This window comes from Vibrio sp. 1078-1 (assembly GCF_033340475.1).
Genome location: NZ_JAWOWM010000012.1, coordinates 115,525 through 142,290 on the forward strand (window position 1 = coordinate 115,525; position 26,766 = coordinate 142,290).

The following is a 26,766-nucleotide window of genomic DNA, read 5'->3' on the forward strand; positions in this document are numbered from 1 at the left end:
CCTCACAAACTACAGCCATTCCATTTTTAGTGACCCTTTGTATGACCACGTTTGCGATTAAACCTGCGTGTTTTAGCGACCTAGAGTTGCTCAACGATCTTATGTTCGAGCTTCATGATGAGCATCATCTTCAATCTCCTGAGCTTTTCAAAACGGCAGAGGAGATAGAACAAGAAAAAAGCATTGCTCGATATATTGATGACCCTGAGTGCCTTGTTTACGTAGCAAAACAAGGAGATGAAATTATTGGCTTTATTTCTGGTCACTTCTGTGAACTTATTTCTACCGTCAGCCAGCCAGTTATGATGGGAAGCGTGGATGAGCTCTATGTGCTGCCTGAATATCGAAAACAAGGTACGGCGCAGGCTTTGATTAATAAAATTGAGTCAACGTTCTCTGATTACGGTGCAAAACAGATGTTTGTTGAAGTATGGCATTTTAACCAGGGCGCAATATCTTTGTATGAAAAACAAGGATTTGCACACCATATCCACTATTTAAGAAAACCGCTGAACGAATAATCGTATTTAACTTTAATATTGTGATTTAGGTTCGATCGAATTGAAATCATTCAGTTCGTCAATAGACTTTTCTCTATAAGCTACTCGCAATGTTAACAAATTGATATGCACCTACATTGGTATCGGCGTTTTTGTCTGCTTGTTTATTAGTAGCACGAGGATCGTGCTTACAAAAACAAGAGGACAATATTTTGAAACTAACAAAATCGTTACTTGCTTTAGCCGTTTTGCCAATGTTCGCAAGTGCTGATGATTTGTCACAGACGCAAAATCACACTATCCAACCCCAGATCGTAGGCGGAGTAACTGCCGACCCACGTGACTGGAAATTCTACACCCAAATTGTTAGTCGTTATGGTAACCGATCGTATTGTGGGGCCAGTTATATCGGGAATGGTTACGTCCTGACTGCTGCACATTGTGTTGAGGGTGATTCTCCGAGTCAGATTGCGGTTAAAATCGGTGGCGTTGTTTATAACGGTAGTGATGGTGTTCGTGCAAACGTCAGTGAGATCCATATGCACCCGGCATATCGCCGCGCGACGCTTTCTCATGACCTCGCGGTATTGAAGCTCGACTCTGTGCCTCAAGCTGTTTCTTCAGTTGAGATTGCGAATGGTAGTCTAACGCAATACGCGAGCATCGGAGATTGGCTTAGTGTTGCTGGCTTAGGGCGAACTTCTGAAGGAGGAAGCTCTCCGTCTCGATTGCAAGAGGTTGACGTCCCACTTGTGTCGGATATGACTTGCCGTCAAGCCGGTGGCAACTACACAACGGTTGGAGAAGTGTCATTCTGTGCTGGTATTCCTCAAGGTGGGATAGATTCTTGTCAGGGAGATAGTGGTGGTCCAATCGTCATTAATCGCAGTGGTGTAATTACTCAACTTGGTGTGGTCAGTTGGGGAATAGGTTGTGCTCGTCCTGGTATGTATGGGGTTTATAGCGATATCGCTGCTATGCGCAATTTTGTCGATGGTGTTATCGGAACAGTAACACCACCAAAAGAGAATGTTTCTGTTGGATACACCACCGAACAGACACTGGCATCATTTAATGTTGGGGAGTTACAGCAACATAGCTTTGTTATCCAGAATTCAGGGAACACCACCTTCACTGTGGAAAATGTTCGCGCGTTTGCTTCGGGTGTTACTGATGCAGCTGTTATTGCCAATGATCAGTGCTCTCAGGCGACGTTAGCAATGAATGCAAGTTGTCGTATTGATGTTGAATTTGGTGCTACTCAGAGCGGAGAAGCAAGAGTGGTTTTGAACTTCAACGTTGATAAGACCAGCACACAATACCAAGCGTTAGTATCCGCTCAAGCGAAAACGGTGACAACGCCTCCCACAGATAGCTGTAAAACTGTATGGCAAGCCAGCTTAGTGTATCTCAAAGGAGATACGGTTACTTGGAATGGTAAAGTTTGGCAAGCGCAGTGGTGGACTCAAGGTGATAATCCAGCAGACTCAGGGCCTTGGGGTGTTTGGCAAAAAGTCGGCGATGCGAATTGCAAGTCTAACTAACGATCGGGCCAGTGAATTTGATTCGTTGACCATGAGATAAGATTCATTCTTGGTTTCAACGATCAGTACATAGTTACCATAACTGGGGTTTATTGTTTGCGAATAATAAGCCCTTTTTTATTGTGTCAACTATGAGAACCCACAAAATGTGTATGACTTTTTCCTGACGTTATCTTTATATAACTGGCAGAATTGCGATCAACATTTTATGTTTTGTCTGATTTTTGTCAGGTTTGCATTAAATTATTCTCCAGTGAGCGTTGAGATCAGGTTTTACGCGATCAACTCAGTTTGGCATAACTCGTTACTTAATTTTTGTCGAAAAAGATAAGATTAACTGCCATGATTCATTGGTTATCATTATGTTTATTTAAGGTCATATTTTGTGTTGAGACAGCTGTTATTACTCATCCTTTGTTTTATTTTGTTACCTGTTTCACCGATCTCTACGGCTAAAGCCACTGCGAGCGAAGTTAAAGGAGCGCTCTGTATTGTTCGCGCTGATGACAAGTTAGTGCTAGTTCATGAAGTATTAACGGATAAGATTTCTCTACCTGGCGGAACCATTATTGATGGTGAGTCTCCACAAGTTGCTGCTCAACGAGAAACGTGGGAAGAAACCGGTATAGTGGTTACGGTTGGAGAGGAGCTTGGCAGAACGGACACTGCGGTTTTTTACGACTGTATATCAGACTCTGACATTATCGCTTTTTCTATGAATAATTCTTTAGGTGGAAATGAACTGCCTATTTGGTTTGCCCCTCATTATGGAGTAGAAGTTGCGTCAGCGATGTTGCTTAGCCCATCTGAATTACCATCATCTTTATATCGTTATCCTGAGCAATGGCCACAAGCCACTCAGTTTTTTGATCAAGCTACCAAGCAATCAGTATCTTATGTGACTCAGTTGATCGAATCCGCGCCTTCATTTCGTCAGGTTGAATTGGCGTGGCTGATAGATTTACAGAGTTGGGTAGGGGCGTTGTCAGAAACGAGTTACGAGGTAGCTAGTCAGATCTCGAAACTCGTTATAGATCTGACAGAACCGACGGTACTACTCTTTCTATTTCCTTTTGCCATGATGCGCTTTGGTAGCCGGTTTGTGTACCGACTCTTTTTCGCAATTAGTGCAACGTCGCTTATGGTGCTTGTCGCTCAACAAGGCTTTTCGCTACCGCGCCCACATGTCTATATACCAATGATGGAGTTAACGCACAGCTTTGGCTTTAGTTTTCCTAGCTTGCCTATCGCTGTGTGGTTTTGTGTGCTGACGTTCTTGTTTCATAGAACCCAGTATTTTGGTTTGAATGGAACAACGGCAGTCTTCGTGTTCATCACTCTTACTGTGGTGTTAGGTAAGTTTTTCCTCGGCAGTGCCTTTATTTTAGATATGTTATTTGGCGCGCTGTTAGGCAGCTTGGTGGCTTGGCATGTTCTTCGACTGGAGACAAATCAAGATGTGAACGTTGATCAAGTTCTAAGCTCAAAAGGCGTCTGGTTCATTATGACTGCGGCAACATCGGTCATCTCCGTCATCTGGCCATTACCTGTGTTTGGTCGCTGGTTAGCAATTTTAATCACTGCATCAGCGTTGGTCATGACATTTAAAGAGTCGAAAGCACATTTAGATACTCGGCAGATGATCTTTGTGACGCTGGCATTGTTGCTTGTTGATCAACTCTATTTGTACTCGGCTAATATCGTATCGTTTAGCGGTTTGTGGTCATTAGTCTTGTCGACGTTACATTATCCATTATTAATGTTGTTATTTATGCTGCTTGCAAGGAAGCTGACTTGTGAAAACCAACCGAGCAAAACGTTGCTAGATTGATGGCTGTATTTGTTATCTATTAGTATTTGAGTAAAAACAAAGCCTTGCATTACAGCAAGGCTTTTACACGTTTAGTCCACGAACAACGCCGCTTGCCTATCTTGGACGGCTAGGGGTGTTAAACGTAAGAAGCTTAACGCAACAGACATGGCGGAAAGGGCTATGCATTGAGCACGAACTTTTCTATAGCTTTAGCGACACCGTGCTCATCATTACTTGCCGTAATGTAGTCAGCGATTTGCTTGGTTTCTTCCATTGCATTTGCCATCGCGATACCAAGGCCAGCGTATTTCAGCATGTGGTGGTCATTTTCTGCGTCACCCATACAGATAACTTCTTCCGGTTTAATTCCCAGATACTCGGCAATTGCGGCAACACCAATACCTTTGTTGCTCGCAGGGTTAAGAAACTCAAGGAAAAACGGAGCGCTTTGAACAACCGTAAACGCTTCGCGCATTTCAGCTGGCAGTGCTGCTATAACTTCTGTTAGTTTGCTTGGCTCTGCAACCATCATAGCTTTGATGATTGGATGATCGTCTTCTAGTGATTCGAAGTTCATCTCGGTGACATTTAAGCCATTTATCTTTGCTTCAATATCGGTGTAAGGGTTGTGTTCGTTGGTGATTAAACCATGAACTTGACTAAAAGCATGGACGTACGCACCTAGCTCTTCGGCTTTTCGCGCCACCAATTTTGCAGCTTTACCATCTATGATTTGCTGGTGGATGATGTCGTTTGTGCCTACGTTCTTGACCATCGAACCGTTGTAGTAAAGAACAAAATCTCGATCGGAATGGATATTCAGTTCGTCGAGCTTGTCTTGCATTCCTTCTAATGGGCGACCAGAAGCGAGAACGACAGTAACGCCTGCTTCTCGAGCTTTTGCGATCGCTTGTTTGTTTTCTTCAGAAATGGCTTTATCACTATTGAGTAGCGTGCCATCCATATCTAGTGCGATCAGTTTATACATCATTTCTTACCTTAAAGTTTTTTGGGAGCTGTCAGTGAATAAGGCTTGGTTTAACGTTAACCAGAAACCTATATTCATTACGCTATGAAACTACAAAATGGTCTATTTTAACAATTAATTTTTGGTTTAAATTGACCTAGACACGCGTGTCCATTATGGTCTTCGCCTCGAAATGTTATGAGTTGAGTGAGTTCTGCGTTGTATAAGCTAAATGAGATGTTTGAAACCATCCAAGGGGAAGGGGTTTTCACTGGAGTCCCTGCTGTTTTTGTTCGGCTTCAAGAGTGTCCGGTTGGTTGCTCATGGTGCGATACCAAACAAACGTGGTATGCAGATGAGAATGATCAACGTCAAATAGGCGATATTCTGGTGAAAACGGAAGACTCTCCGACGTGGTGTGTTGCATCTGCCGAGAACATCGTAGAGCAATATCAACAGCAAGGCTTTAATGCTAAGCATATCGTGATTACTGGTGGAGAGCCTTGTATTTATGATCTGCGCCCTTTAACAAAGGCGTTTGAAGATATGGGGTGCCAATGCCAAATTGAAACCAGTGGCACATCAGAAGTGATTACTTCAGAAAATACGTGGGTGACAGTGTCACCAAAAGTAGCAATGAAAGGTAAATTACCAGTGCTTAATAGCGCGTTAGAGCGGGCAAATGAGATTAAGCATCCAGTCGGCACCCAGAAAGACATCGACCACCTTGATGACCTTTTAGCAAATGCGAACGTAGCGGCTGAGACTATCATTGCACTACAACCAATTAGCCAGAAGCCTCGTGCTACGCAATTGTGTATTGATACGTGCATTGCCCGCAATTGGCGTTTGTCTGTTCAAACTCATAAATATTTGAGTATTGCTTAGACGAGAGACTCGTCATCATTCGAGGTAGCTTTTCTATCTAATCCCGGTTTCGCGAGTAATGCCGTTGGTAGCTTTGCTATCGAAACATTGTCGATATATCTAAGCAATTTATAGCGTTGTAAAAGCTAAGCAGTGTTGGCTGTTGTGGTGTAGTGCTATCTTTGGTTCGACAATCGTTTCGCATTTAATTGATGCCACCAATCTGGCGGCATCAAAATGAAGCTCTGTTGGCTGGAGTTTCACGCTGAGATAAAACGTTTAGAAGCTAACGCAAAAGGTTTTATCCCAGCGCTATTACCGCTAACAAAGACTATTTGCTCGCTAAGTATTCTTCTAAGCCGCTTTGTCGCAGTAGGCACGCTGGGCATTCACCACAGCCTTTACCAACGATTCCGTTGTAACATGTTAACGTATTGTTTTGGACAAACTCCAACATATTGTGCTTATCAGCTAGAGCCCAGGTCTCTGCTTTAGTAAGCCACATTAAAGGAGTCTTAATGTTGAAGGCTTTATCCATACCTAAATTGCAAGAGAGATTTAGAGAGCGAATAAAGTTGTCTCGGCAGTCAGGGTAACCACTAAAGTCTGTTTCGCAGACTCCCGTAATGATGTCTTGAATGCCAAGCTGGTAAGCATGGATACATGCGTAAGTAAGAAAGAGAATGTTTCTCCCTGGAACGAATGTATTGGGTACGTTAGCGTCGCTTAAGTCATTAGATACCGGAATGTTGTCTCTTGTCAGCGAGCTTATCGCTAACTCATTAATTGATTTTACATCCAGGACTTTGTGGCTTTTGATGTTAAGTTGCTTACCTAATTCGATAGCGATATCTATTTCATCTGAATGACGCTGGCCATAATCAAACGTTATAGCATGAACCTCATCATATGTATTTAATGCATCGATTAAGCAGGTCGTAGAGTCCTGCCCACCGGAAAAAACCACAAGTGCTTTTGTTGTAGCCATGTTGAACCCTTAGTTATGCTCTTTGATTCTTTGGTATTGATACGTATTCTTAGGCGTTTAATCCCAATTACGTACTCGACTTCGTGGCGATTGCGTCCGCAATCAGCTGGGCTGTGCTCTCAAGCACTCTTTGCTTGTCATCATTTGACAGCTTGTGGAGATTCACAGCAAGTTCAGCGGTGATTTCATCTTCACAAAAAAAATAGTTTAGAGGCACGTTTAGCTCATCTGCGATAAGTTTGAGCGTTTTTACGTCGGGAGTATGGCGCTCCCTTTCGTATTGATTCATCCTTGCACTTGCAGAACTATCATCCATGCCGATACGGATGCCCAGTGCTTTTTGGGATAGATTCGCTTGTTTACGCGCATGCTTAAGGCGGGCTGGGAGTGGATTATTAAACAACACTTAAAGTTCATACGAAGGACTTGGATGACTAAGATTATCTTAGTTTTTCTGATTTGTGTATACTAAGTAATGCTTAGTTATTGCCGAGGTCGCCAAGGCCGTGTCTGTATAACTAAAAAAGATTTCGTATCTTTAGGTTGATTAAGTGACGTTGAATCTACTTCTTCAAAAACTGCCGTATGAAGGAGCGAGTAAGGGCACGAGAAACCGCAGCGATTTGTAGAGCAGAATTTGCTCTTCACATAAACGTAGTCGTCTAAGTTGAAGAGCAATATTGTTCTTGATGATCAACTATATACTTAAGTAAATAACTGTGTCGCACAATAGATCAGAGCTGCTGCTAAGCTCATATTGATGACTTTGCCATATCTCTGGAATTGCGATTGAAGTAGCTTTCCTGCAACGGCCCAGACTACGTTGCTAAGAAGTGCGATCAAAGCAAGAATGAGGCTAGTCGCTAAGATCCAGTAGATATTCTGAGTGTGGGGCAGTACGAACGTAGAAATAGAGGTAATTCCATAAAGAATGATTTTCACATTAACGAACTGCAAACCGAAACCTGTTAAGAAACTGATACCTTTAGAATTATCCGATGAAGTTTTGATCTCACTCGTAGCAAGCCCCCAAGCCAACCAAACAATATAAGCTGCTCCAATCCATGTTAGCCAAGGTGTAATCACGGGCAAGAGGCTGATCATGTTATACGTGAAAGCGCCACAAAGTAGCATCAAAACAACATAGCCACAAAACATCCCCGAAATCACTTTTGTTGAGCGTTTTAGTCCATATTGCGTCGCGATGCTGAGCGATAAAATGTTGTTTGGCCCTGGTGTAATTGAAGTAATGATTACGTAAGTAAAAAATGCGGTGTAGATGGCGGTCATCTCTATCTCTCCTGTTTTTACTGCACTATACTTCGCTACAATTGATTAAAAAATTGAATAAATTAAAACTTAGACTTTTAATTTATTGAACTGTTGGTTGTGGAGTCTAGTCATGAATCTAAAACGCTTTCTTACTTTTAAAGCTATTGTTGAAGAAGGATCGTTTCTAAAAGCGTCACAGAAGCTTTATTGCACGCAATCAACCGTCACCTTTCAAATCAAGCAGTTGGAACAAGATCTGTCTCTGCAGCTGTTCGAAAAAATAGGGCGTAAGATGGTTTTGACTCAAGCAGGAGAAAAGATACTGCCTTACGTCTATGAACTGTCGCGAGTGATGGAAAATATTGAGGGAACAGCACAGCAAGAAAACTCGGAGCCGACCGGTGAATTGAAAGTGCTGGTTGCTGAGACTCAACTTGCTTATAAGATGGCTAATGTTTTAAAAGAGTTCAGGATCAGAGCGCCCAATGTTCGACTCTCTCTGCAATCACAAAATTGCTATCAGATTCGAGATGAGTTGATAGCGGATAAAGCTGATTTAGGTGTGTTTTATCGAGTTGGTAATGACGATACGCTCAAGGTCCACGAGTTTGAGCACGAGCCACTGGTATTGGTTGCTTCACCGCTTTTAAAAGGGCTAGATTTAAAGAAGAGAGAGCAACATATTGATTTAGGGTTTATAAGCAATGGCCCTAAGTGCCTTTTTCGACAGATGTTTGAGAGCATTATTCAGGAGCGTGATATTAGCATCGACAACATGATCGAACTTAGCAGTATTAATACGATCAAAAACTGCGTTGAGAGTAATATTGGTATCTCTTATTTACCTCGTTTTACGGTTGAAAAAGAGTTGCAAGAGGGCAGTTTACAAGAGCTTGAGTTCACCGAATTTTCACAGATGATCAAGCCACTTTGTGCTTATCATGCTGGGAAGTGTGTGACGCCGGCGATGGAAGTCTTTATTGATTGTATGCGTAACGAGTATGAACGGTTTTCTACTCAGAGCCGGTGATCTTTAATATGTTCTATCTGACATAGTTTCGTTTTTACTCCTTTTTACTTTTTAAGTGGCTACTTCTAATTTATTGATTTTTATTGCTTTGTTGTGAATCCGACTGTTGTGGGATGATAAATGGGATCTGATGTGAAGAGCTATTTATTGACGGAAAGAGATAAGATATAAAAACGACGGCGTGTGATAACTAGATTAGATAAGGTTACATAATTAACAGTGTAATAAATGCCATTCTTTATGGATTATTTTCAACGAGACTTAATTGTTACGGTTCGTTATTATTAACTCGTTAACGCATCCATTGCTAGGAAGTTAACTTACGCATATTGTTTTTTTCATCATTTGCAGCAAATATAATTTGCTGCTTTTTTTTAGCCAAAAAAGTTCAAAGCTTGAACTACAAGCTCTGAACTCTTATTTATACTTAGTGATTTTCTACTTTAATAAGTAAAACACCGTTTAAAAGTATCGCGTAACCTAGTAACTCTAAGCTTTCTTCAACCAAGTTTTTCACGTCTCTATTGTATGAGTTCCCCATGAACTCGACCCAAAAATCACCATACCCTGCAAATCGTGAGAATAAGAAAACAATAAAAAATCCAATTGTTAATGTCGTGAAGCTAGAATGAGAAATGAAAAGTTTTACCTCATTTTTTATGTTAACTATATTATTAAAACAAAAATAACAGACCGAGACTATTATAATCCAAGCAGGATACTTCCATGAACCGTGAGGGAAATACTGCTCTATGTGGTAGTCTATTTCTCTAACGAATATAACCATAAAAAATGAAGACATTATTACTAATATGTGTTTGAGTTCAAGATATTCCTTAGATTTATACAAACACATTAACGATGAAAAAAGCACAAATGCTATTTGAGTCATTTCTATAAGAGAGTTCTCCGATGTGCTTTTGTCCATTTTTACGCTAAAGTAAATCGTTGCTAACGTATAAATAACCAAAAAAATAAGATAAGATATTTTATATACTAACAAACTAGTGACCGAGGTGTGTTTTTCTTCAATATACATCGTAACTTGTATAGGTGATGGATTTGTTAGTATTATAAATCAAGAATTTTTTATATTTAGTGAATTAAGCGCCATTTAGAATGGAACTTAATTCACCTAACATTAAACTTCGATGAATATTAAACGTTACTGGTTTAATTTATTGATTTTATTTTATTTTTTATTTTCTGCTAATTTTGGTTAAATAGAATCACCTAGCTTTTATTGAAATGCTTTTCCCATACTGGTGGTATGCCAATTTCTTCTTGAACGATATCAATGAATGCCCTAACCAATAGTGATTGCTGACGGTGTGAGTACATGGCATAAATATCACCAAAATCTTGAGTTTCATATTCTGGTAAAAGTTGAACTAAATTAGAAGACTCTAGGTTGTTAGGAAGCATAAATTGACCTATGAGTGCTGCGCCCAGACCTGACTTTACGCTTTCAATTATTAGCTCAGCTTCATTGACCATGTATGATCCTGATATTGGGTATGTATCTAAACCATCTGATTTTTCTTTGTCGTAGAATTTAAGTTTGTCGACAATAAAATTACCATTTGAATAAATAATAAAAGGTAGCTTAACTAACTCATCAGGCGTTTCTGGGTTACCATGTTTTTCAATTAAATTTCGAGAAGCAATTATTGCAGTCGTATTTTTTGCTAATTTTCTTGCTACCATTGATGAATCCCTCATAGGTCCGATTCGAAAAGCAATATCAAAATTACTTCTAATCACGTCTACATGAAGATCATCTAGCATTAGTTCAACACTTGCTTTTGGGTACTTATGTAAAAACTTCTCTATCGAAGGTTGTAGATAGAGTTTTCCAAATAATGTTGAGCTTGAAATTCGTACTTTCCCTGAAGGCTCAGTCTGAAAGTTCTCCGCTATTTGTTGAGTATCATCAAGGAGTTGAGATATTTGGTCTGCTTTTTCAACTATTTGCTTGCCGACTTGTGTTAATGAAAGAGAGCGAGTTGTTCTGTTTAATAGCCTAACGCCTAAGTGCTCTTCTAACTGCTTGATGTGTTTAGATAAAACAGAGCGGTCGATATTCATCCCATCTGCTGCTTTTGCAAAAGATCCAGCTTTAGAGACTTCTAAAAGCAGGTGTAGTTTATTTGCTAAATCCACAATGTTTATCCAAGTTAGATATTAGCGTATTAGTTTCATGTATAACTACTGCTCTGTCTAGAAATTATTAATATACTTAATAACCAAAAGAAAAGGGAGCAATAGCTCCCTTTATTATGAATTTAAATGAGTATTTATATTATGGTTATAGTGTTTGACGTTTTTTGTTTCGACTCACTAACATGTAAAAAACAGGTGTGAGTAGTAATCCAAATACCGTTACGCCTACCATACCCGAGAATACGGCAATACCCATTGCTTGTCGCATTTCCGCTCCGGCCCCTGTACCAATCATTAATGGAATAACACCAGCGGTAAATGCAATTGATGTCATTAGAATCGGTCGAAGACGTAAACGACATGCTTCCAAAATCGCTGATAAGGTATCTTGGCCATTGTCTTTAAGTTCTTTAGCGAACTCCACCATCAAGATGGCATTTTTACACGCTAGAGCCACAAGGACAATCAAAGCAATTTGTGTGAATATATTGTTGTCACCACCAATGAACCAAACACCTGCTAGTGCAGAAAAAATGGTCATGGGAACGATCAAAATGATAGCGAATGGCAGTTTTAAACTCTCGTACTGCGAAGCTAGCACCATGAAAACTAACAAAACAACAAGTGGGAATATATACACCATCGTGTTACCAGCCAAAATCTGCTGGTAGGTTACATCAGTCCATTCATAAACCATTCCCTCTGCTAGGTTTTGAGCCAGTACTTCCTCAATAGCCGTTTGGGCTTGGTCAGAACTGTAACCAAAAGCAGGACTGCCGTTTAGTTCTGCACTAGGGTAGCCGTTATAGTGCATCACGCGGTCAGGCCCAATCGTAGGTATGATCTCCAGTACAGCGCCGAGAGGAACCATTTGTCCGGCAGCATTTCTTACTTTGTAGTTAAGTATTTGGTCAGGTTCGAGACGATAGTTCATGTCTGCCTGGGCATTCACTTTGTATGTTCTACCAAACATATTGAAGTCATTGACATACAACGATCCTAAATAAACTTGAAGCGCATCAAAAACCTGCTCTAGAGGAACACCTTGCAGCATCGCTTGTTCACGATCTATTTGGATGTCCATCTGCGGCACTTGTATACGAAATGTGGAATATAATCCCATCAGCTCGGGTCTTGTTGATGCCTCACTTATTACCAAGTTCAATTGCTTGAAGAGCTCATCAAACCCCTTGTTCGCACGGTCTTCGATTTGAAGTTTAAAGCCGCCAGTAGAGCCAAGTCCTTGGATTGGTGGTGGTGGAAAAATCGCAACGAAGGCTTCATCAATGATTGAAAAGCTCTTATTCAAAGATGCAACAATCGCATTTGCTCCGAGAGTTGGATCATTTCGTTTACCGAAGTCCTCAAGCGTAACAAAAACGATGCCACTATTCGGACTGTTAGTAAAACCATTGACCGATAAGCCTGGGAAAGAAATGGTTTGTGCTACGCCAGGTGTTGCCAGCGCGAGGTTTTCCATTTCTTTAATAACGGACTCTGTTCGATCTAAACTTGCTGCATCTGGAAGTTGGGCGATCGCAACTAAATACTGCTTATCTTGTTGAGGAATGAATCCTCCAGGAACAGCTTTGAATAGAGAAACCGTTCCCCCGAGTAACGCAATGTATACCACCACAACAACAAGGCTAAAGCGAATCAGCTTCTTGACCAGAGCTTGATATTGGTTCGAGCTATACTCAAAAATTCTATTGAATGGCGCAAAAACATACTTACCAAAAACCGCATCCAAGAGCTTGGTTAGCCGATCGGGTTTTGCGTTCTTATCTTGTAATAGCAGTGCTGATAAAGCAGGCGATAACGTCAACGAGTTAATTGCTGAAATAATCGTCGAGATCGTAATTGTTAGTGCGAACTGCTTATAAAACTGACCGGATAACCCTGTAATAAAGGTCGTCGGGATGAACACCGCACATAACACTAAAGCAATTGCAATAATTGGCCCGGTAACTTCGGTCATTGCTTGTTTCGTTGCTTCTAGTGGTGCAAGTCCATTATGGATGTTCCGTTCCACGTTTTCGACGACGACAATGGCGTCATCGACGACGATGCCTATGGCGAGAACAAGCCCAAACAACGAAAGCGTGTTAATCGATACTCCAAGCATTTGCATTACGGCGAACGTACCGATTAATGAAACAGGCACCGCAATGATAGGGATGATAGACGCGCGCCATGTTTGCAAAAACAAAATGACTACGACAACAACAAGTACAATTGCCTCTAGCAGAGTATGAACCACCGCGTCTATCGAACCACGAACAAAGACGGTCGGGTCGTAGGCTATTTCATATGAAACTCCAGCTGGAAAGGCTGTTTGTAAACGGTCCATGGTTGAACGAACCTGATTAGATAGCTCAATAGCATTAGCACCAGGGCGCTGGAATACGGGCATCGCCACCGCTGGTTTACCATTTAACAAGGCGCGCAGTGCATAAGAGTTTTGACCTAGCTCTACGCGTGCAACGTCTTTAAGACGTGTCAAAGCCCCTGTTTCGTCAACTTTTACTACAATGTCGTTGAATTCATCAATATTCTCCAAACGGCCCTTTACGTTCAACAAAACTTGGAATTGGTTTTCATTAGCGGCTGGTTGCGCACCTAATGAGCCTGCTGCCACCTGTTGGTTTTGAGATCGGACGGCTGAGACAACGTCCATTACGGTTAGATTTCTAGAAGCGAGCTCATCTGGATTTAACCACAAGCGCATTGAGTACTCATCACCACCGAAAAGGCGCACATCACCAACGCCTCCGAGCCGAGCTATCTCATCTTTCAAGTTTAAATTAGCGTAGTTAGCTAAATAACTGACTTCACGGCTAGAATCTGGAGAATATATATGCACAACCATAGTGAGATCAGGAGAGGCTTTTTCGGCAACAACTCCTAACCGTTGGACGGCTTCTGGTAATCGGGGCAAAGCTGTAGTGACGCGGTTTTGAATTTGAACCTGAGCTTTGTCCAAGTCCGTACCTAAAGCAAAGGTTACGGTCAATGTCATTCTGCCGTCACTGGTTGCCTGCGAAAACATATATAACATGTTTTCTGTACCATTAATTTCTTGCTCCAGAGGCGTAGCAACTGTTTCTGCGATTACTTTTGGGTTCGCACCAGGATAGTTTGCTGTAACTACCACTGTAGGAGGGACAACCTCTGGATATTCACTCACAGGCAACTGTAAAAGTGAAATTGCGCCTACTATTAATATCAATAGCGATAACATAGAGGCAAATATGGGTCTTTGAATAAAAAAGTGTGCAAATTTCATTCGGTTGTCTTCTTAGTCTTGAGCTAAACGTTTGTTTGGCAACGATGTTGAGTTTGAAGCCATAATCAATGAAGTGTTGCTAATATCTAGCGTGACATTTTTTGGTGTGATTTTGCTATTTGGGCCAACTTTTGCTGGGCCATTTACCGCAATAACTGAGTCGGCGTTCAAGCCATTCTCGATGGCACGAAATGTTCCGTAACGTTCGCCTAAGGTTACGATGCTGTATTGCAACGTATTCTCTTCATTGAGTGTTAATACAAAGCGGTTTTCTAGATCTGTGCCAATAGAACGCTCTGGAACGAGAACTCGTTCAACTGGTTTGGTTGTTGATATCTGAACTCGGCCAAACGATCCCACTTTTAAGTTTGATTTTGTTGCATCGAATACCGCTCGAACCTGCAAAGTACCGGTGTTTTCGTTGATGGAGTTGTCGACAAAGTCAACGCGTCCAAAAAACTCCTGCCCATTTTGTCCAGATAGTTCAAGACGAGTAGGTAAGTTAGAGTCGGCATTGATTGTCGAGAAGTAACGGTTCCAAGTTCGCTCATCGACATCAAAGTATGCATATACCTGATCGTTAGAGACAATGTTTGATATAACGCTTTGATTTGCGTTTACATTGTTTCCTTTAGTAATGAATGCTCTTGAAATAGTGCCGCTAATAGGGGCATATATCTTCGTAAACTCAAGATCTAACTTTGCGGATTCTAACTGAGCACGCAAAGCCATTAGTTCTGCAGAGCGTTGTTTTACTGCGGTATCTCGGGCCTCTGCTTGTTCCGCTGAGATGGCTTTTCGCTTAACCAGTTGAGCGGCTCTCTTTTGTTCGTTTGCTGCTTGCTCTAGCGCAGCTCGAGCACTCTTAACTTGCGCTTCAAGTCGTGAGACCTGAGCTTTGAAGGTTCGATCATCAAGAGTGACGAGTAAGTCACCTTTGTTGACACTCTGTCCGTCTTTGAATTCTACCGTTTCAATAACTCCGGAAACGCGTGGCATTAAAGAAACTTTCTCTGGGGCTTGAAGCCTTGTTGTAAAGGTGAACCACGATTGAACGGGCTCATAGATGACTTTGGAGACGTCTATCGTAGGTAAGGGAGTATTAGGTTGTTTGGTTATCTCTTCGTCTGCACAAGCAGCTAAAACGGATAAAAGGCCAATGCCGAAAACTTTCTTTAACATTTGTCGCGCCCTAAATGATTCTGTTCATACTAAAAGGAACGGCATTGTATTCATTGTACCTATGGGTAAATAGGCCCTCAGCGAACATAGAGTAGTGATAAAAATGCACGATTAAATATTGGTCAAAATGCTCGCATTTTGGTTTGAAAAAGGTCAGTTTAGGGTTTTAAAGACGTGGAGTATTGTTAAATGTAATAAGCCATAATAGATAGGAATAACTAAACAGAAGCTAAAGATAGCGACGAAAATTAAAGCGTTTTTAATTCGTGCATTATTTGCAATTCACTGATGCAATTTGAACCATAAAAAATTGAAATTAATTTTGTAAAATCCATTTCCCATCACATAAAGAATAAAAACTAAATAAGGAATTGTGCAGTGGATCTCGCAAGCCAACTTGAATTACTACTGGATGTCTCTGAATACGGAACTTTTGCTAAAGCTGCTGACAGAAATCATATAGATCGTTCAGCTTTGTCAAAACAGATCAAAAAGCTAGAGGATGAATTGGGCTTACGGCTGTTAAACCGTTCCACACGTTCTCTATCCCTGACCAATGCAGGTGTTGAGATGGTGGCGCAAGCTAAGAAAGTAAGAGAGGTTCTAACTGAAACTCGTAGTATTGCTGCTACATTTCAGGATGAACCGAAAGGTAATCTGAAAATATCAAGCTCCACTTTCTTTGGCAGAGCATACTTAAATCAGGCAGTTAAAGAGTTTATAAAACAGTACCCAAACATTACTGTAGAGCTGCTGCTCGATGATAATCGAGTCGATGTTATCCACGAAGGTTTTGATGTTGTGTTTCGTATCGGACCAATCCGAGAGTCCAACATGATAGTACGTAAGTTGGCAAGCAATAATATGGCACTGGTTGCATCAAAGAGTTTTATTGACAAGTATGGAACTCCGAGCTCTCCAGAAGAGCTTATAAAAATGCCAGCAGTAATATACTCTAATGCTAACTTTAAGGCGGATAAGCTACGTATAGCGCCAAGCCAGTCATCAAGCGACGTTAGAACGTATAATATCAACGGGCAGTACTTCGTGAATGAAACTGAGTTAATGCTCGATGCCGTAAAATCTGATCTAGGGTATGCTTTAATAGGGCAGTTCTTTCTTCAGGAGAGTTTGAGTAAACAAGATCTTGTACAGCTGCTTCCTGATTATAATCTTCCCGCAATAGGAGAAATATATGCAATGTATACTCACCGAAATCAACAACCATTAGCCAAACTGTTCATTGATACTGTTCAAAAAATAATAGGGACGCCTCCTGTTTGGATGGATTATCTCAACTAATATGAGTACTAGGACATAATGTTTTAGATTGAGGGCTTGTTTATATTTATCCATAGAATATGGTTGAATTTGCACTTTAAAAATAATTGCCACTGTTCATAATTTCACTCGATTCAAACAACACAAGTAGTGGTAATTAAATGAAAATGACAAGAACGTCGATCGCAATCGCTGCACTTTTCTCTGCAAGTGCTGCAAATTCAGCCATAGTTTATGAAGATCAAGAATCAGTATTAAATATTCATGGCCGAGCGCAAGGGATGTATTATTTCTCTGATGATAAAAATGCTGACGGAGATAATAGCTACATTCGTGTAGGACTTTCAGGTGAGTCTAAAATAAATGAAGATCTTTATGCATTCGGCTTATATGAGTTGGAATTTAAGTCTAATCGCAGAGATGCTGATGGGATTGAAGATGATGAATTTGATATCCGAAAAGGCTATGTAGGAGTTGGTGCAGATTACGGAACAGTAAGTTATGGACGTCAATACGGTGCGGTCACTTTAGTATCTGACTACACGGATATTTTCCCGGAGTTTGGTAATGAAGCTGCTGGCGTAAGTGCGGATCTATATGGTACCGGTCGCTCCGATTCAGTATTTAAGCTAACGACAAGCTATGAAGGTTTGAATATTCATGTTAGCTATCAGGCTGAAAACGATGAAGTGTCAACAGATGCAGCCTCTTATGGTGCGGCGGCTGACTACAAGTTGCCATATGGCTTCAAAGTTGCGCTTGGTTACAACGAAGGTGAAGGGCAATCGGGTGCAGAAGATGCAGAGCTGCTAACGGGTGCTATTGCATTTGAATACGACAAGTTTTATGCCTCTGTTTTATACAGTGATGGTGAAAACTGGGCTAAAGATGGTTCTGAAAGTAATATTGATTACACCGGTATTGAAGCAGTTGCCACTTATGAAGTAACAGATAAGCTTTGGGCACTAGTTGGCTATAACAATCTAGAGCGTGATGATGAAGATGTCGTCGATTACTACTCACTAGGTGCAGAGTACGATTTGACTTCTAATTTTAAAGCACTAGCAGAATACAGAATTACAGATGTAGACAATGAAGACGATATTCTTGCAATAGCTGCGAGATATTCATTCTAAAAAAATTAATAAAGCTAAAAAGCCTGAAACTATTTTCAGGCTTTTTTATTTGTCGGTGTAATTTCATAAGTGCTGATTTTCATCCATATATAATGGATTATATTGATCGTTACTTGTTTAAGTGTTTTGAATATAATTGTTTTGTTAGCTAGTCCACTGCTAGTTTTCATTTTAATATTTTTTGAATGATGTATTTTTTCTTTGGCAACAAGAAGTGTCTTGTTGCCTTTTTTTATTTTCACGCTTTATGGTTAATTAAAACAAAAAGAGTTCTTTATATATTGCTATAAACGAGAAAAATATAACGACAATTGTCAATCTTAGGTTGAGTTAATCTTCATAAAAAAGTGAACTCAATTTCAAGGGTCTTTTTCATTTAAGTGATGTGGAATCCATATGGCGAACCAAGCGAATGACAAAGCCCCAAACGACGAAATGTATCTCAATGAAGATTGGAAAAATGATTTTTATGTAAACGATAGAGGTAGGGATTGATACTGCTTATGTAAGGAGAGAGCGATTTATGAAAAGCCGTCGTTTCAATATGATTAGACACCTTTACTTTCTTAAAATAGGAAGGGCTCTAAGAAAGTAAAGGTGCAGATGATTTTTAGTTTTTACCGCCGTCACTTGTTCTGAAGTGATAATTGAAGTTTATGATTGCACGATATTTAACTTCATCACGGTTAAGTGCGTATTCTTCAACTCTCACCTTACTATCATCGATTGCAATATCACGAGGGAAACCGCTTCCAATGATGTTTAGACGATTTCTAAGTTCATGTTTTGATAGCGTTTGGTATTCATCGACAAGATCAAACGCAGAGCTATAAGCGGCATCTTTTGTCGTAAAGTCATTGAGAACAACTTTGTTTGTAGAGTGTTCGACATGAATACCAGCAGTAGCAGATAAACTGAATAATAATAGTGATGAGAGCGTCATTAGTTTTTTCATATAGTCACCTTTTTATTTGTATTACAAAGTCAAGATGTCCAACGAATCCTTGTTAATATCTCTCGACAAAGGTGATAGTGCCACTATAGAAATGTGCTGTACATCACATTTGTGACCATTGACTATGGAAGAATTGTCAACAATAAAACTCAAGCACTTTTGACATTACGGTCAATGTGAAAAAGCGAATATCTGTATGGTTTCGTTAATAATTAAACCACTCTCGGAAACGCTGACTATTCAGTCAAAGCGTATGTTTCTTGTCGTTATAGTGACCTGCCTACAACTTAATCACTTAATGCATGCAATTCAATTGCAATGGCTTGGTATAGATTTTCATTCAGATCTTCCGGCTTAGTAACGATCCTAAAAATTCTAGTGATTAAAAAGTCATTGTTTGTGGTTTTTTATTCTATTGTCGTGTATAAAAAAACTTTACAACAAATGATAAAGGAATATCCATGAAAAAGTTATTGTGTTTTGCTGCACTGGGGTTAGCTGTTTCGACGACGGTTAATGCAGACCCAATTTTAGACGACATCAAAAGTACAGGGGAGCTAAAAGTCTGCTTTGATTCTGGGTATATGCCTTTTGAAATGACAGCAAAAAATGGGCAGTACATCGGGTTTGATATCGATTTGGGTAAGCAAATGGCGCGTGCCATGGATGTTAAGTTTGTTCCGGTAAACACTTCATGGGATGGCATTATCCCAACACTGTTGACTGGTAAGTGTCACATGATTATGGGCGGGATGACTATCACACCTATGCGAAATACTCAGGTGAATTTCGCTGATCCCTATGTGGTTATTGGTCAATCCATTCTCGTAGATCTCAAACATGAAGGTAAAGTGTCTAGTTACCGAGATCTCAATAGTCCAGAATATGTTGTTGCAACTAAGCTTGGGACAACGGGTGAGCAAGCGGTAAAACGATACCTTCCGAAAGCTAAGATAAATCTATACGAAACTCAGTCTGAAGCGGTACTTGAGGTTGCCAACGGAAAGGTAGATGCGTTTGTTTATGACTTTCCTTACAACTCTATTTATGTGGCGGAAAACAAAGGGCAGTTAATGCACTTGGCTAAACCGTTTACTTACGAGCCTTTGGGTTGGGCTGTGCCGCAAGGAAATACAGATACGCTTAACTTCTTAAACAACTATTTACGTCAAATTAAGGGCGATGGAACTTACGATCGCATTTACGATAAGTGGTTTAACGACGATAAATGGTTAAAGCAAGTTAAGTAATCATTTTGTTATTGTAGAGGAGCGGCTAGCTTCTGGCTCGGTTCATCGCCAACCAAACGGTTCGCGCTGTGAAGCTAACGCTTTTCTTTATTCAAATACCCAACCAACTTTAATCAAAGTCATTCTCGGAATCACATGCAAAATAACTTTAAATCCCTATTGTGGAACGCTGTTTTTGTTCTTGTTTTGCTATCAATTTGCGGTCTTGTCTATCTGTCAGGTAAGCGAATCGATTACAGCTGGAATTGGGAGCGTGTCCTTCCTTATATTGCCACTAACGCTGCTTCATCCATTACCGCGCCTGTCGATGGGAACATCATTCTCGACGAGAATAACCAACTGGCTCTGGAGAGTATTCATGGTGATATTGTTCTTGAACTAAGCCAATATAAGTCTGTGGACGTCTATGAAGGTGATCTTATTTTTGAAGGAGATACCTTAGCAACTATAAAAGAGTGGCGCTCTGGCCCAATTTTAGATGGTGTTGTGACGACCATTAAAATCTCACTCTGGTCACTTATCATTGCTCTAGCGTTAGGCTTAGTTGTTGGACTAATGCGCATATCCAGCAATCCGGCATTAAAAAAGCTGGCGCTTGTTTATGTCGAGGTCATTCGTGGAACGCCTCTTTTAGTACAGATTTTTATCGTTTACTTCTTTATTGGTACTGTGCTTGACCTTGAGCGTTTTACTGCGGGAGTGATAGCGCTCTCCGTGTTTACCGCCGCTTATGTCGCAGAAATTGTGCGGTCAGGAATCCAGTCAATCCCAAGAGGACAAATGGAAGCGGCGCGTTCACTAGGAATGAATTATCCCAAAGCGATGATTTATGTCATTTTACCTCAAGCGTTTAAGCAGACATTACCTCCCTTAGCCGGGCAGTTTATCAACCTGATAAAAGATTCCTCACTCGTCTCCGTGATCTCGATTACTGATCTGACAAAAGCGGGCAGGGAAGTCGTAAGTGGTAGTTTTGCCCCATTTGAAGTTTGGTTTACCGTAGCGGCCCTTTATTTGCTTCTGACTAGTACCTTATCTTGGGCAATACAAACGTTAGAAAAGAAATTGGCAGCAAGTGATTAATGGTGGAGTCATTAATGGAATACATTATTTCAGCAAAAACAATTAATAAAATTTACCCTAATGGCTGCCATGCGCTCAAGGACGTATCGGTAAATGTAGAAAAAGGGGAAGTGATTGTCATCGTAGGACCGTCAGGTTCTGGTAAGTCAACATTCTTACGGACGATCAATCAATTAGAGACAATAAATAGTGGGTCTATTATCGTAGATGGTATCGATATGTACCACAAATCTACGGATATCAATAAACTACGCGCTGATGTGGGCATGGTATTTCAAGGCTTCAACCTTTTTCCACATAAAACGGCGATAGAGAACGTCATGTTGGCACCTTTAAAGGTTTCTAAACGTGACCCTGAATCGGTGAAGAAAGAAGCAAAAGATTTGCTTTATAAAGTCGGTCTATCGGAGAGAATGGATAATTATCCTAATCATTTATCAGGTGGGCAGCAGCAGCGCGTCGCAATCGCTCGTGCGTTAGCAATGAAGCCCAACATTATGTTGTTTGATGAACCCACATCAGCACTAGACCCTGAAATGGTTGGAGAAGTTCTTGATGTGATGAAAGATTTGGCCAAGGACGGAATGACGATGGTAGTGGTTACTCATGAAATGGGTTTCGCAAAAGAGGTCGCTGATAGGGTGTTGTTTATGGAAGATGGTGAGCTTTTGGTTTCTGACTCTCCTGAGCGATTTTTTGATAACCCCACCAACCCTAGATTGCAGAAGTTTTTATCTAAAGTCTTATAATAAAAAGAAAATTTGATTGAGGGCGAGTCCCTCAATCACTTCATGCACTATTGTGGCTCGTAACGCCCGCCTCGCCGAGAGACATAGATAATGGGCTTTTTACTCGAAGTTAATGGCGATAACATTATCTTGGTCCGAATGAAAGGTCTGGTAAATACTAGAGTGTTTAATCAGCCATTAAGTCTTTGTTCACTTTAAACATAACAATTTCATTTTGAATTGATAAAAATTGTGTTTGAATAGAGCTTATGGATGTTTGGCGGTATGGATGTCTAAATGAAGAAAGTAACAATTTTAGATGGTGGCATGGGGCGAGAGTTAAAACGTATTGGCGCCCCTTTTTCTCAGCCGCTTTGGAGTGCACAAGCGCTAATTGAATCACCACAATATGTAAAAATGGCCCATGAGAATTTCATAGACGCTGGCGCTGAGATTATCACTGTTAACAGTTATGCATGTGTTCCATTTCACTTAGGAGAGGAACTCTATGCGAAGCGAGGGATTGAGTTAGCAAAATCTGCAGCCAAAATTGCCAGAGATGTAGTCACCAGCTCTAACGATAGAGTGCTCGTTGCGGGGTCTCTTCCTCCTGTCATGGGGTCTTACAGGCCTGAATTATTCGAGCCGAAAAGGGCACTGGAAGTGGCTTCTGAGTTATTTGAAGCTCAAGATCAATATGTTGATATTTGGTTAGCTGAGACCGTGTCTAGCCTCGCTGAAGTTGAAGTTCTATCAATAATTTTAGCCAAAACAGATAAGCCCAATTATCTTGCTTTCACCTTAATGGATGAGCCTAACTCTTTGCCTCGCCTTCGCTCAGGGGAATCTCTCAAAGCCGCGGTCAATACGCTGTTGAAAACAAATGTTTCAGGTATCTTTTTCAATTGCTCTATTCCTGAAGTTGTCGAGCAAGCGATCATTGATACACAAGCAGTATTGTGTGAGTCAGGTAGAGAATTGACGATAGGTGTTTTCGCAAATAGCTTTGCTCCGATAAAGCAAGCGCACCAAGCCAACGAGACCATTCAGGAAGTTCGTCATTTCTCTCCGACTGAATATCTTGAGTATGCTAAAAAGTGGCATGCGCAGGGAGCGAGCATTATTGGTGGTTGCTGTGGGATTGAACCACGTCATATTAAATTGCTAGCGACTTGGAGAGACACTCTCGAAAACGCCTAATTTTGGTGAAGCGCAGGGAAGTATGACAAGAGATTTTGTTTTTTATTCATCGTTATAGATAAAATAAAGGCCTTTCATATCTGGCAAAGTAACAAGATGCTTTAACTTGCTCATTCATTACCTTGCCAGTTTGCCTCGAGATTTTTATTAATTATTTTTGGTTCAGATTAACGACAATCTTTCCAACTGTTCTCTGATTTCGCATTTCCAAGAGTGCGTTACCTACATCTTCTAAGCCGATGATCTTCAGTTTCGGTACTTCCAATTCTCCATTTTCTAATAGCTCAGACACTTCCTTTCCGGCATTAACGATACTTGCAAACCCTCTCTCGCCAAAGACATGACCAGAGCCCAAACTTATTTGGTGGAAGCCCAAGCCTTTTAAGAAGGCATCTGGATATTGAGAAGGGTCGACAGTCTTGACGAGCTCCACCATTTCTCCCTCAAAGGTTAACACCGAGGCTGCAATTCGGTCGTTATCACCGCCTACACAATCGAGTGCAACCTCAACGCCATGATTTCCGGTAATGTCCATTACTCGCTGAACTACATCTTCATGATGATAATCAATCATATGGGTTGCTCCTAACGAGGACAAATATGCGTGATTAGCTTCTGAACTAGTAGCAATGATCTGTTCAACACCAAATGTCTTTGCTAACTGAATAGCAAAGCTTCCAACGCCGCCAGCACCTCCGGCGATAAAAATGCTGCTTCGATTTGAAATATCGAGCTTGTCTACCAAAGCGCGATATGCGGTCCAGGCTGCGCAAGGTGTAGATGCTGCCACTTCAACCGGAACCTGAGGGTGCTTTATGAGCGTTCTTGAATCATGGATAGCAAATTCAGCGAATCCACCGTGATTGCGCCTCATGTTTCCGTGATACAACACTTTATCGCCAACCTTCCAATCAACGACCGCATCGCCTACAGAGACTATTTCTCCTGATACGTCTAACCCGCCAACAAAATTGTTATCCATGTTAGTGACCATGTCTGACCAATAATGAATTTTTGCATCGACAGGGTTCAAACCAACAGCGTTAACTTTAACCAATACATCAAATTGGGTTTCTAGTTTTGGTGTAGGTAATTCGGATAAAGAGAAAGTATCGTTATCTCGTTGGTAAGTTATCGCTCTCATAGGTTTTCCTTATTATTAAGAATGGTCGAAAGTCATACTAACTCAGAGGGTGCTGCTGAAATAATTATGGTTTTTTCTTATTTTGATAATTTTAGGTTATGTTTGATAAAAAGGATTCGAGATGCTCTGAAATTATCATCGACAACCAGTCTGCATAGCTAACGACATGTAACTTTATGATAAGTATTGACTAGTTTTATTATTCCATTTTTATGGAAATATTTTGTTGATCTTTTGTTTTGTGATTCTATACTTCCAGAAGTGTCGAAATAAAGGCTTGTCTATCAGGTAAGCTTGTTAGCGAAAAATGACGAGGAGAGTAAATGTGAATACAGAAATTATAACTATGGCTAAAGAAGCGCTGGATATGTTTGCGTTTCTAGCAACCGAACTTATCATCTTATTTCTGGCAATTAGCTACATTGTCGGTGTGTTGCAAGATTTTCTAACGCCAGAAAAAATTCAATCTATTCTCAGCTCGAAAAAGGGTAAAGGTTACTTCATTGCTGCGTTGCTAGGCTCGATTACGCCTTTCTGTTCGTGTTCGACCATTCCTTTCTTAAAAGGCTTGTTGCGTGCAAGAGCAGGTTTTGGACCTATGATGGTGTTCCTATTTGCAAGCCCGTTGCTTAACCCAGTGATTATTGGCTTGTTTGTGGTGACTTTTGGTTGGAAAGTTGCGGTATTTTACTTTGCTATCGCGATGTCAGTATCAGTGGTAGCAGGCTATGTACTTGAAAAACTAGGGTTTGAACGTTACGTCAAACCAGAAGCATATCAAGCGGTAGGTTCTTCTTCGTGCGGTACTTCTTGTGGCGATTCAAGCAAGAAAAAAGAAGAAGCGAGACCAGCATCAATCTGTGGTACCAGCGCCTGCAATGAACCTACGCCAGTTGCGGCGAAAACATCTTGCTGTGGTGATGCACCAAAACCTGAACCTAAAGTGGAAGTGTCTTGCTGCTCATCAGACGGTAGTGCAACAGCGACAGTCGTGGAAGAGAAAGAACCTAGCCGCTGGGTACGTATTTGGCAATCAACTTGGAAAGACTTTAAGCAAGTGTTCCCTTATCTCATGATGGGCATTGCGATTGGTTCATTTATCTATGGCTTCATCCCGACGGAGTTCATTGCGGAGTTCGCTGGTGAAGCGAAGTGGTACGCGATTCCGGTCGCAGCAATCATTGGTATTCCATTGTACATCCGTGCAGAGGCGGTCATTCCACTTAGCGCGGCACTAGTACAAAAAGGTATGGCTCTTGGATCTGTTATGGCGCTTATTATTGGTAGTGCTGGCGCAAGTCTTACAGAAGTGATTTTGTTGAAATCAATTTTTAAGAACCAAATGATCGCTGCCTTCCTAATCGTTATCTTAACGATGGCCATGGGAGCGGGTTACTTATATACGTGGGCTTTTTTATAAAAATAACCCTCGGGCGACTGCTCGAGGGCTCCGTTTTTGTCGCCATATAGGGAAAGGGAAGTTTCCTATACCGCGCAGGCTATAAAAAGATAAAGAGGTTACTCGTAAATACTATAGGAGAAATACTTGCTGGCGATGGTTTTATGCTTACCGCTCTGGATCAATTTTTGTATTCCGCTATCGAGTAATGCTTTTAATTCTTTGTCTTGTTTTCTCACTGCTACGCCAATGCCACGGCCGAACCACTTTTCCTCAGTAAACGCTGGTCCAGTAAAGTGATAGCCTTGACCTTGTGCAGTTTCAAGAAAACCAGCACTTAAACCGATTGAGCCGCCAAATACAGCATCTAACCGTCCATTGAGTAGATCGGTAAATGCCTCATCGAACGTACCATAACGACGAATATCAATATCTGGATACAAGGCCGAAAGGTACTTATCACCAATTGTGGCTCTTTGAACTCCAATAGATAAACGATTTAGGCTGCCGTCATCCATGTTGATTTCTCTATCATTTTTCATTACAAAACGAGTCGGTACTTTTGCATAAGGGACGGTGAAATCGACTTTCTTTTCTCGTTCTTCTGTGATTGTCATTGCAGCAATAATCGCATCGTTCTTGCGACTAAGGAGAGAAGGGATGATGCCATCCCAATCCATTTTTGAGATAACGCACTTTACTTCTAACTCTTTGCATAACGCGTTAGCGAGGTCGACTTCAAACCCTTCTAGCTTTCCCTCTTTTGTCGTCCAGCTAAATGGAGGGTAAGCCCCTTCAACAGTGAAGCGAATTTGTTTCCACTCTTTCGCATGGCTGAAAACTGAAAATAAGCTAATAAACAATGCGACTATCCATTTCATAAATGTTTCCTTGTAACTATTTGGAAACCAATGTTTAACACAAAGTAAGCAAATATCAATGAAAATGCATATATGTGTGACCTTTCGCCCGCATTGT

General features: G+C 40.9%; 22 protein-coding genes. 12 read left to right on the plus strand and 10 right to left on the minus strand.

Translation table 11 applies throughout. The annotated features are described in order from the left end of the window. The first annotated feature begins 41 nt into the window (after positions 1-41). The 3 genes from R7190_RS19550 to R7190_RS19560 all read left to right on the plus strand — a co-directional run bounded on the left by R7190_RS19550 (position 42) and on the right by R7190_RS19560 (position 3,875). A complete protein-coding gene (locus tag R7190_RS19550; RefSeq protein ID WP_005377290.1) occupies positions 42-521 on the plus strand; it encodes a GNAT family N-acetyltransferase in 480 nt (159 codons plus the stop codon). 191 nt (positions 522-712) lie between these two features. Next, entirely contained in the window at positions 713-2,044 is a 1,332-nt protein-coding gene (locus R7190_RS19555; protein WP_186585011.1) for a trypsin-like serine protease, read from the plus strand. A 385-nt stretch (positions 2,045-2,429) separates the two neighbouring features. Then, positions 2,430-3,875, plus strand: a complete 1,446-nt coding sequence (locus R7190_RS19560; RefSeq protein ID WP_017633779.1) for a bifunctional NUDIX hydrolase/phosphatase PAP2 family protein — start codon at positions 2,430-2,432, stop codon at positions 3,873-3,875. Between the two features lie 160 nt (positions 3,876-4,035). Here R7190_RS19560 and R7190_RS19565 read toward each other — a convergent pair whose 3' ends face one another. Further along, on the minus strand, positions 4,036-4,845 hold the full coding sequence (locus R7190_RS19565) for a Cof-type HAD-IIB family hydrolase (RefSeq protein ID WP_017821691.1): 810 nt from the start codon (positions 4,843-4,845) through the stop codon (positions 4,036-4,038). 216 nt (positions 4,846-5,061) lie between these two features. Here R7190_RS19565 and queE point away from each other — a divergent pair, with 216 nt between their 5' ends. After that, positions 5,062-5,712: a 7-carboxy-7-deazaguanine synthase QueE gene (queE, locus tag R7190_RS19570; protein WP_005377296.1), complete on the plus strand. Its 651-nt coding sequence runs from the start codon at positions 5,062-5,064 to the stop codon at positions 5,710-5,712. 310 nt (positions 5,713-6,022) lie between these two features. Here queE and queC read toward each other — a convergent pair whose 3' ends face one another. The 3 genes from queC to eamB all read right to left on the minus strand — a co-directional run bounded on the left by queC (position 6,023) and on the right by eamB (position 7,969). Further along, a complete protein-coding gene (gene queC, locus R7190_RS19575; RefSeq protein WP_005377298.1) occupies positions 6,023-6,679 on the minus strand; it encodes a 7-cyano-7-deazaguanine synthase QueC in 657 nt (218 codons plus the stop codon). A 67-nt stretch (positions 6,680-6,746) separates the two neighbouring features. Further along, the gene (locus R7190_RS19580) at positions 6,747-7,085 is read right to left on the minus strand and encodes a helix-turn-helix domain-containing protein (RefSeq protein ID WP_005388200.1); all 339 of its coding nucleotides are present in this window, start codon (positions 7,083-7,085) and stop codon (positions 6,747-6,749) included. Positions 7,086-7,384: 299 nt separating this feature from the next. Beyond that, entirely contained in the window at positions 7,385-7,969 is a 585-nt protein-coding gene (gene eamB, locus R7190_RS19585) for a cysteine/O-acetylserine transporter (RefSeq protein WP_005388201.1), read from the minus strand. Positions 7,970-8,081: 112 nt separating this feature from the next. On the opposite strand from eamB, the gene R7190_RS19590 reads away from it, so the two are divergent. Further along, on the plus strand, positions 8,082-8,981 hold the full coding sequence (locus R7190_RS19590; protein WP_186585012.1) for a LysR family transcriptional regulator: 900 nt from the start codon (positions 8,082-8,084) through the stop codon (positions 8,979-8,981). Between the two features lie 1,233 nt (positions 8,982-10,214). Here the strand turns inward: R7190_RS19590 and R7190_RS19595 are convergent. The 3 genes from R7190_RS19595 to R7190_RS19605 form a co-directional block, all read right to left on the minus strand. After that, positions 10,215-11,144, minus strand: coding sequence for a LysR family transcriptional regulator (locus R7190_RS19595; protein ID WP_318137589.1), 930 nt, complete (start codon positions 11,142-11,144; stop codon positions 10,215-10,217). A 145-nt stretch (positions 11,145-11,289) separates the two neighbouring features. After that, positions 11,290-14,430 (minus strand): efflux RND transporter permease subunit, encoded by a 3,141-nt coding sequence (locus R7190_RS19600; protein ID WP_186585013.1) that lies wholly within the window; start codon positions 14,428-14,430, stop codon positions 11,290-11,292. A 12-nt stretch (positions 14,431-14,442) separates the two neighbouring features. Beyond that, a complete protein-coding gene (locus tag R7190_RS19605) occupies positions 14,443-15,612 on the minus strand; it encodes an efflux RND transporter periplasmic adaptor subunit (protein ID WP_054579512.1) in 1,170 nt (389 codons plus the stop codon). A gap of 378 nt (positions 15,613-15,990) precedes the next feature. Here R7190_RS19605 and R7190_RS19610 point away from each other — a divergent pair, with 378 nt between their 5' ends. Next, positions 15,991-16,914, plus strand: coding sequence for a LysR family transcriptional regulator (locus tag R7190_RS19610; RefSeq protein ID WP_005377321.1), 924 nt, complete (start codon positions 15,991-15,993; stop codon positions 16,912-16,914). Between the two features lie 140 nt (positions 16,915-17,054). Next, complete coding sequence (locus R7190_RS19615) at positions 17,055-18,029, plus strand: porin (protein ID WP_053304411.1); 975 nt, start codon at positions 17,055-17,057, stop codon at positions 18,027-18,029. A 610-nt stretch (positions 18,030-18,639) separates the two neighbouring features. Here R7190_RS19615 and R7190_RS19620 read toward each other — a convergent pair. After that, positions 18,640-18,984: a DUF3316 domain-containing protein gene (locus R7190_RS19620; protein ID WP_104979228.1), complete on the minus strand. Its 345-nt coding sequence runs from the start codon at positions 18,982-18,984 to the stop codon at positions 18,640-18,642. 461 nt (positions 18,985-19,445) lie between these two features. On the opposite strand from R7190_RS19620, the gene R7190_RS19625 reads away from it, so the two are divergent. From R7190_RS19625 to R7190_RS19640, 4 genes are all read left to right on the plus strand, one after another. Continuing rightward, on the plus strand, positions 19,446-20,234 hold the full coding sequence (locus R7190_RS19625) for a transporter substrate-binding domain-containing protein (RefSeq protein ID WP_053307044.1): 789 nt from the start codon (positions 19,446-19,448) through the stop codon (positions 20,232-20,234). A gap of 135 nt (positions 20,235-20,369) precedes the next feature. Further along, the gene (locus R7190_RS19630) at positions 20,370-21,317 is read left to right on the plus strand and encodes an amino acid ABC transporter permease (protein WP_005377325.1); all 948 of its coding nucleotides are present in this window, start codon (positions 20,370-20,372) and stop codon (positions 21,315-21,317) included. A gap of 14 nt (positions 21,318-21,331) precedes the next feature. Next, complete coding sequence (locus R7190_RS19635; RefSeq protein WP_170893395.1) at positions 21,332-22,066, plus strand: amino acid ABC transporter ATP-binding protein; 735 nt, start codon at positions 21,332-21,334, stop codon at positions 22,064-22,066. A 276-nt stretch (positions 22,067-22,342) separates the two neighbouring features. Then, complete coding sequence (locus R7190_RS19640; protein WP_053307045.1) at positions 22,343-23,245, plus strand: homocysteine S-methyltransferase family protein; 903 nt, start codon at positions 22,343-22,345, stop codon at positions 23,243-23,245. Positions 23,246-23,396: 151 nt separating this feature from the next. Here R7190_RS19640 and R7190_RS19645 read toward each other — a convergent pair whose 3' ends face one another. Next, entirely contained in the window at positions 23,397-24,389 is a 993-nt protein-coding gene (locus R7190_RS19645; protein ID WP_186585014.1) for a zinc-binding dehydrogenase, read from the minus strand. Between the two features lie 346 nt (positions 24,390-24,735). On the opposite strand from R7190_RS19645, the gene R7190_RS19650 reads away from it, so the two are divergent. Then, entirely contained in the window at positions 24,736-25,809 is a 1,074-nt protein-coding gene (locus tag R7190_RS19650; protein WP_005377329.1) for a permease, read from the plus strand. A 98-nt stretch (positions 25,810-25,907) separates the two neighbouring features. Here R7190_RS19650 and R7190_RS19655 read toward each other — a convergent pair whose 3' ends face one another. Further along, positions 25,908-26,669: a transporter substrate-binding domain-containing protein gene (locus R7190_RS19655; protein ID WP_186585015.1), complete on the minus strand. Its 762-nt coding sequence runs from the start codon at positions 26,667-26,669 to the stop codon at positions 25,908-25,910. Positions 26,670-26,766: the final 97 nt, after the last annotated feature.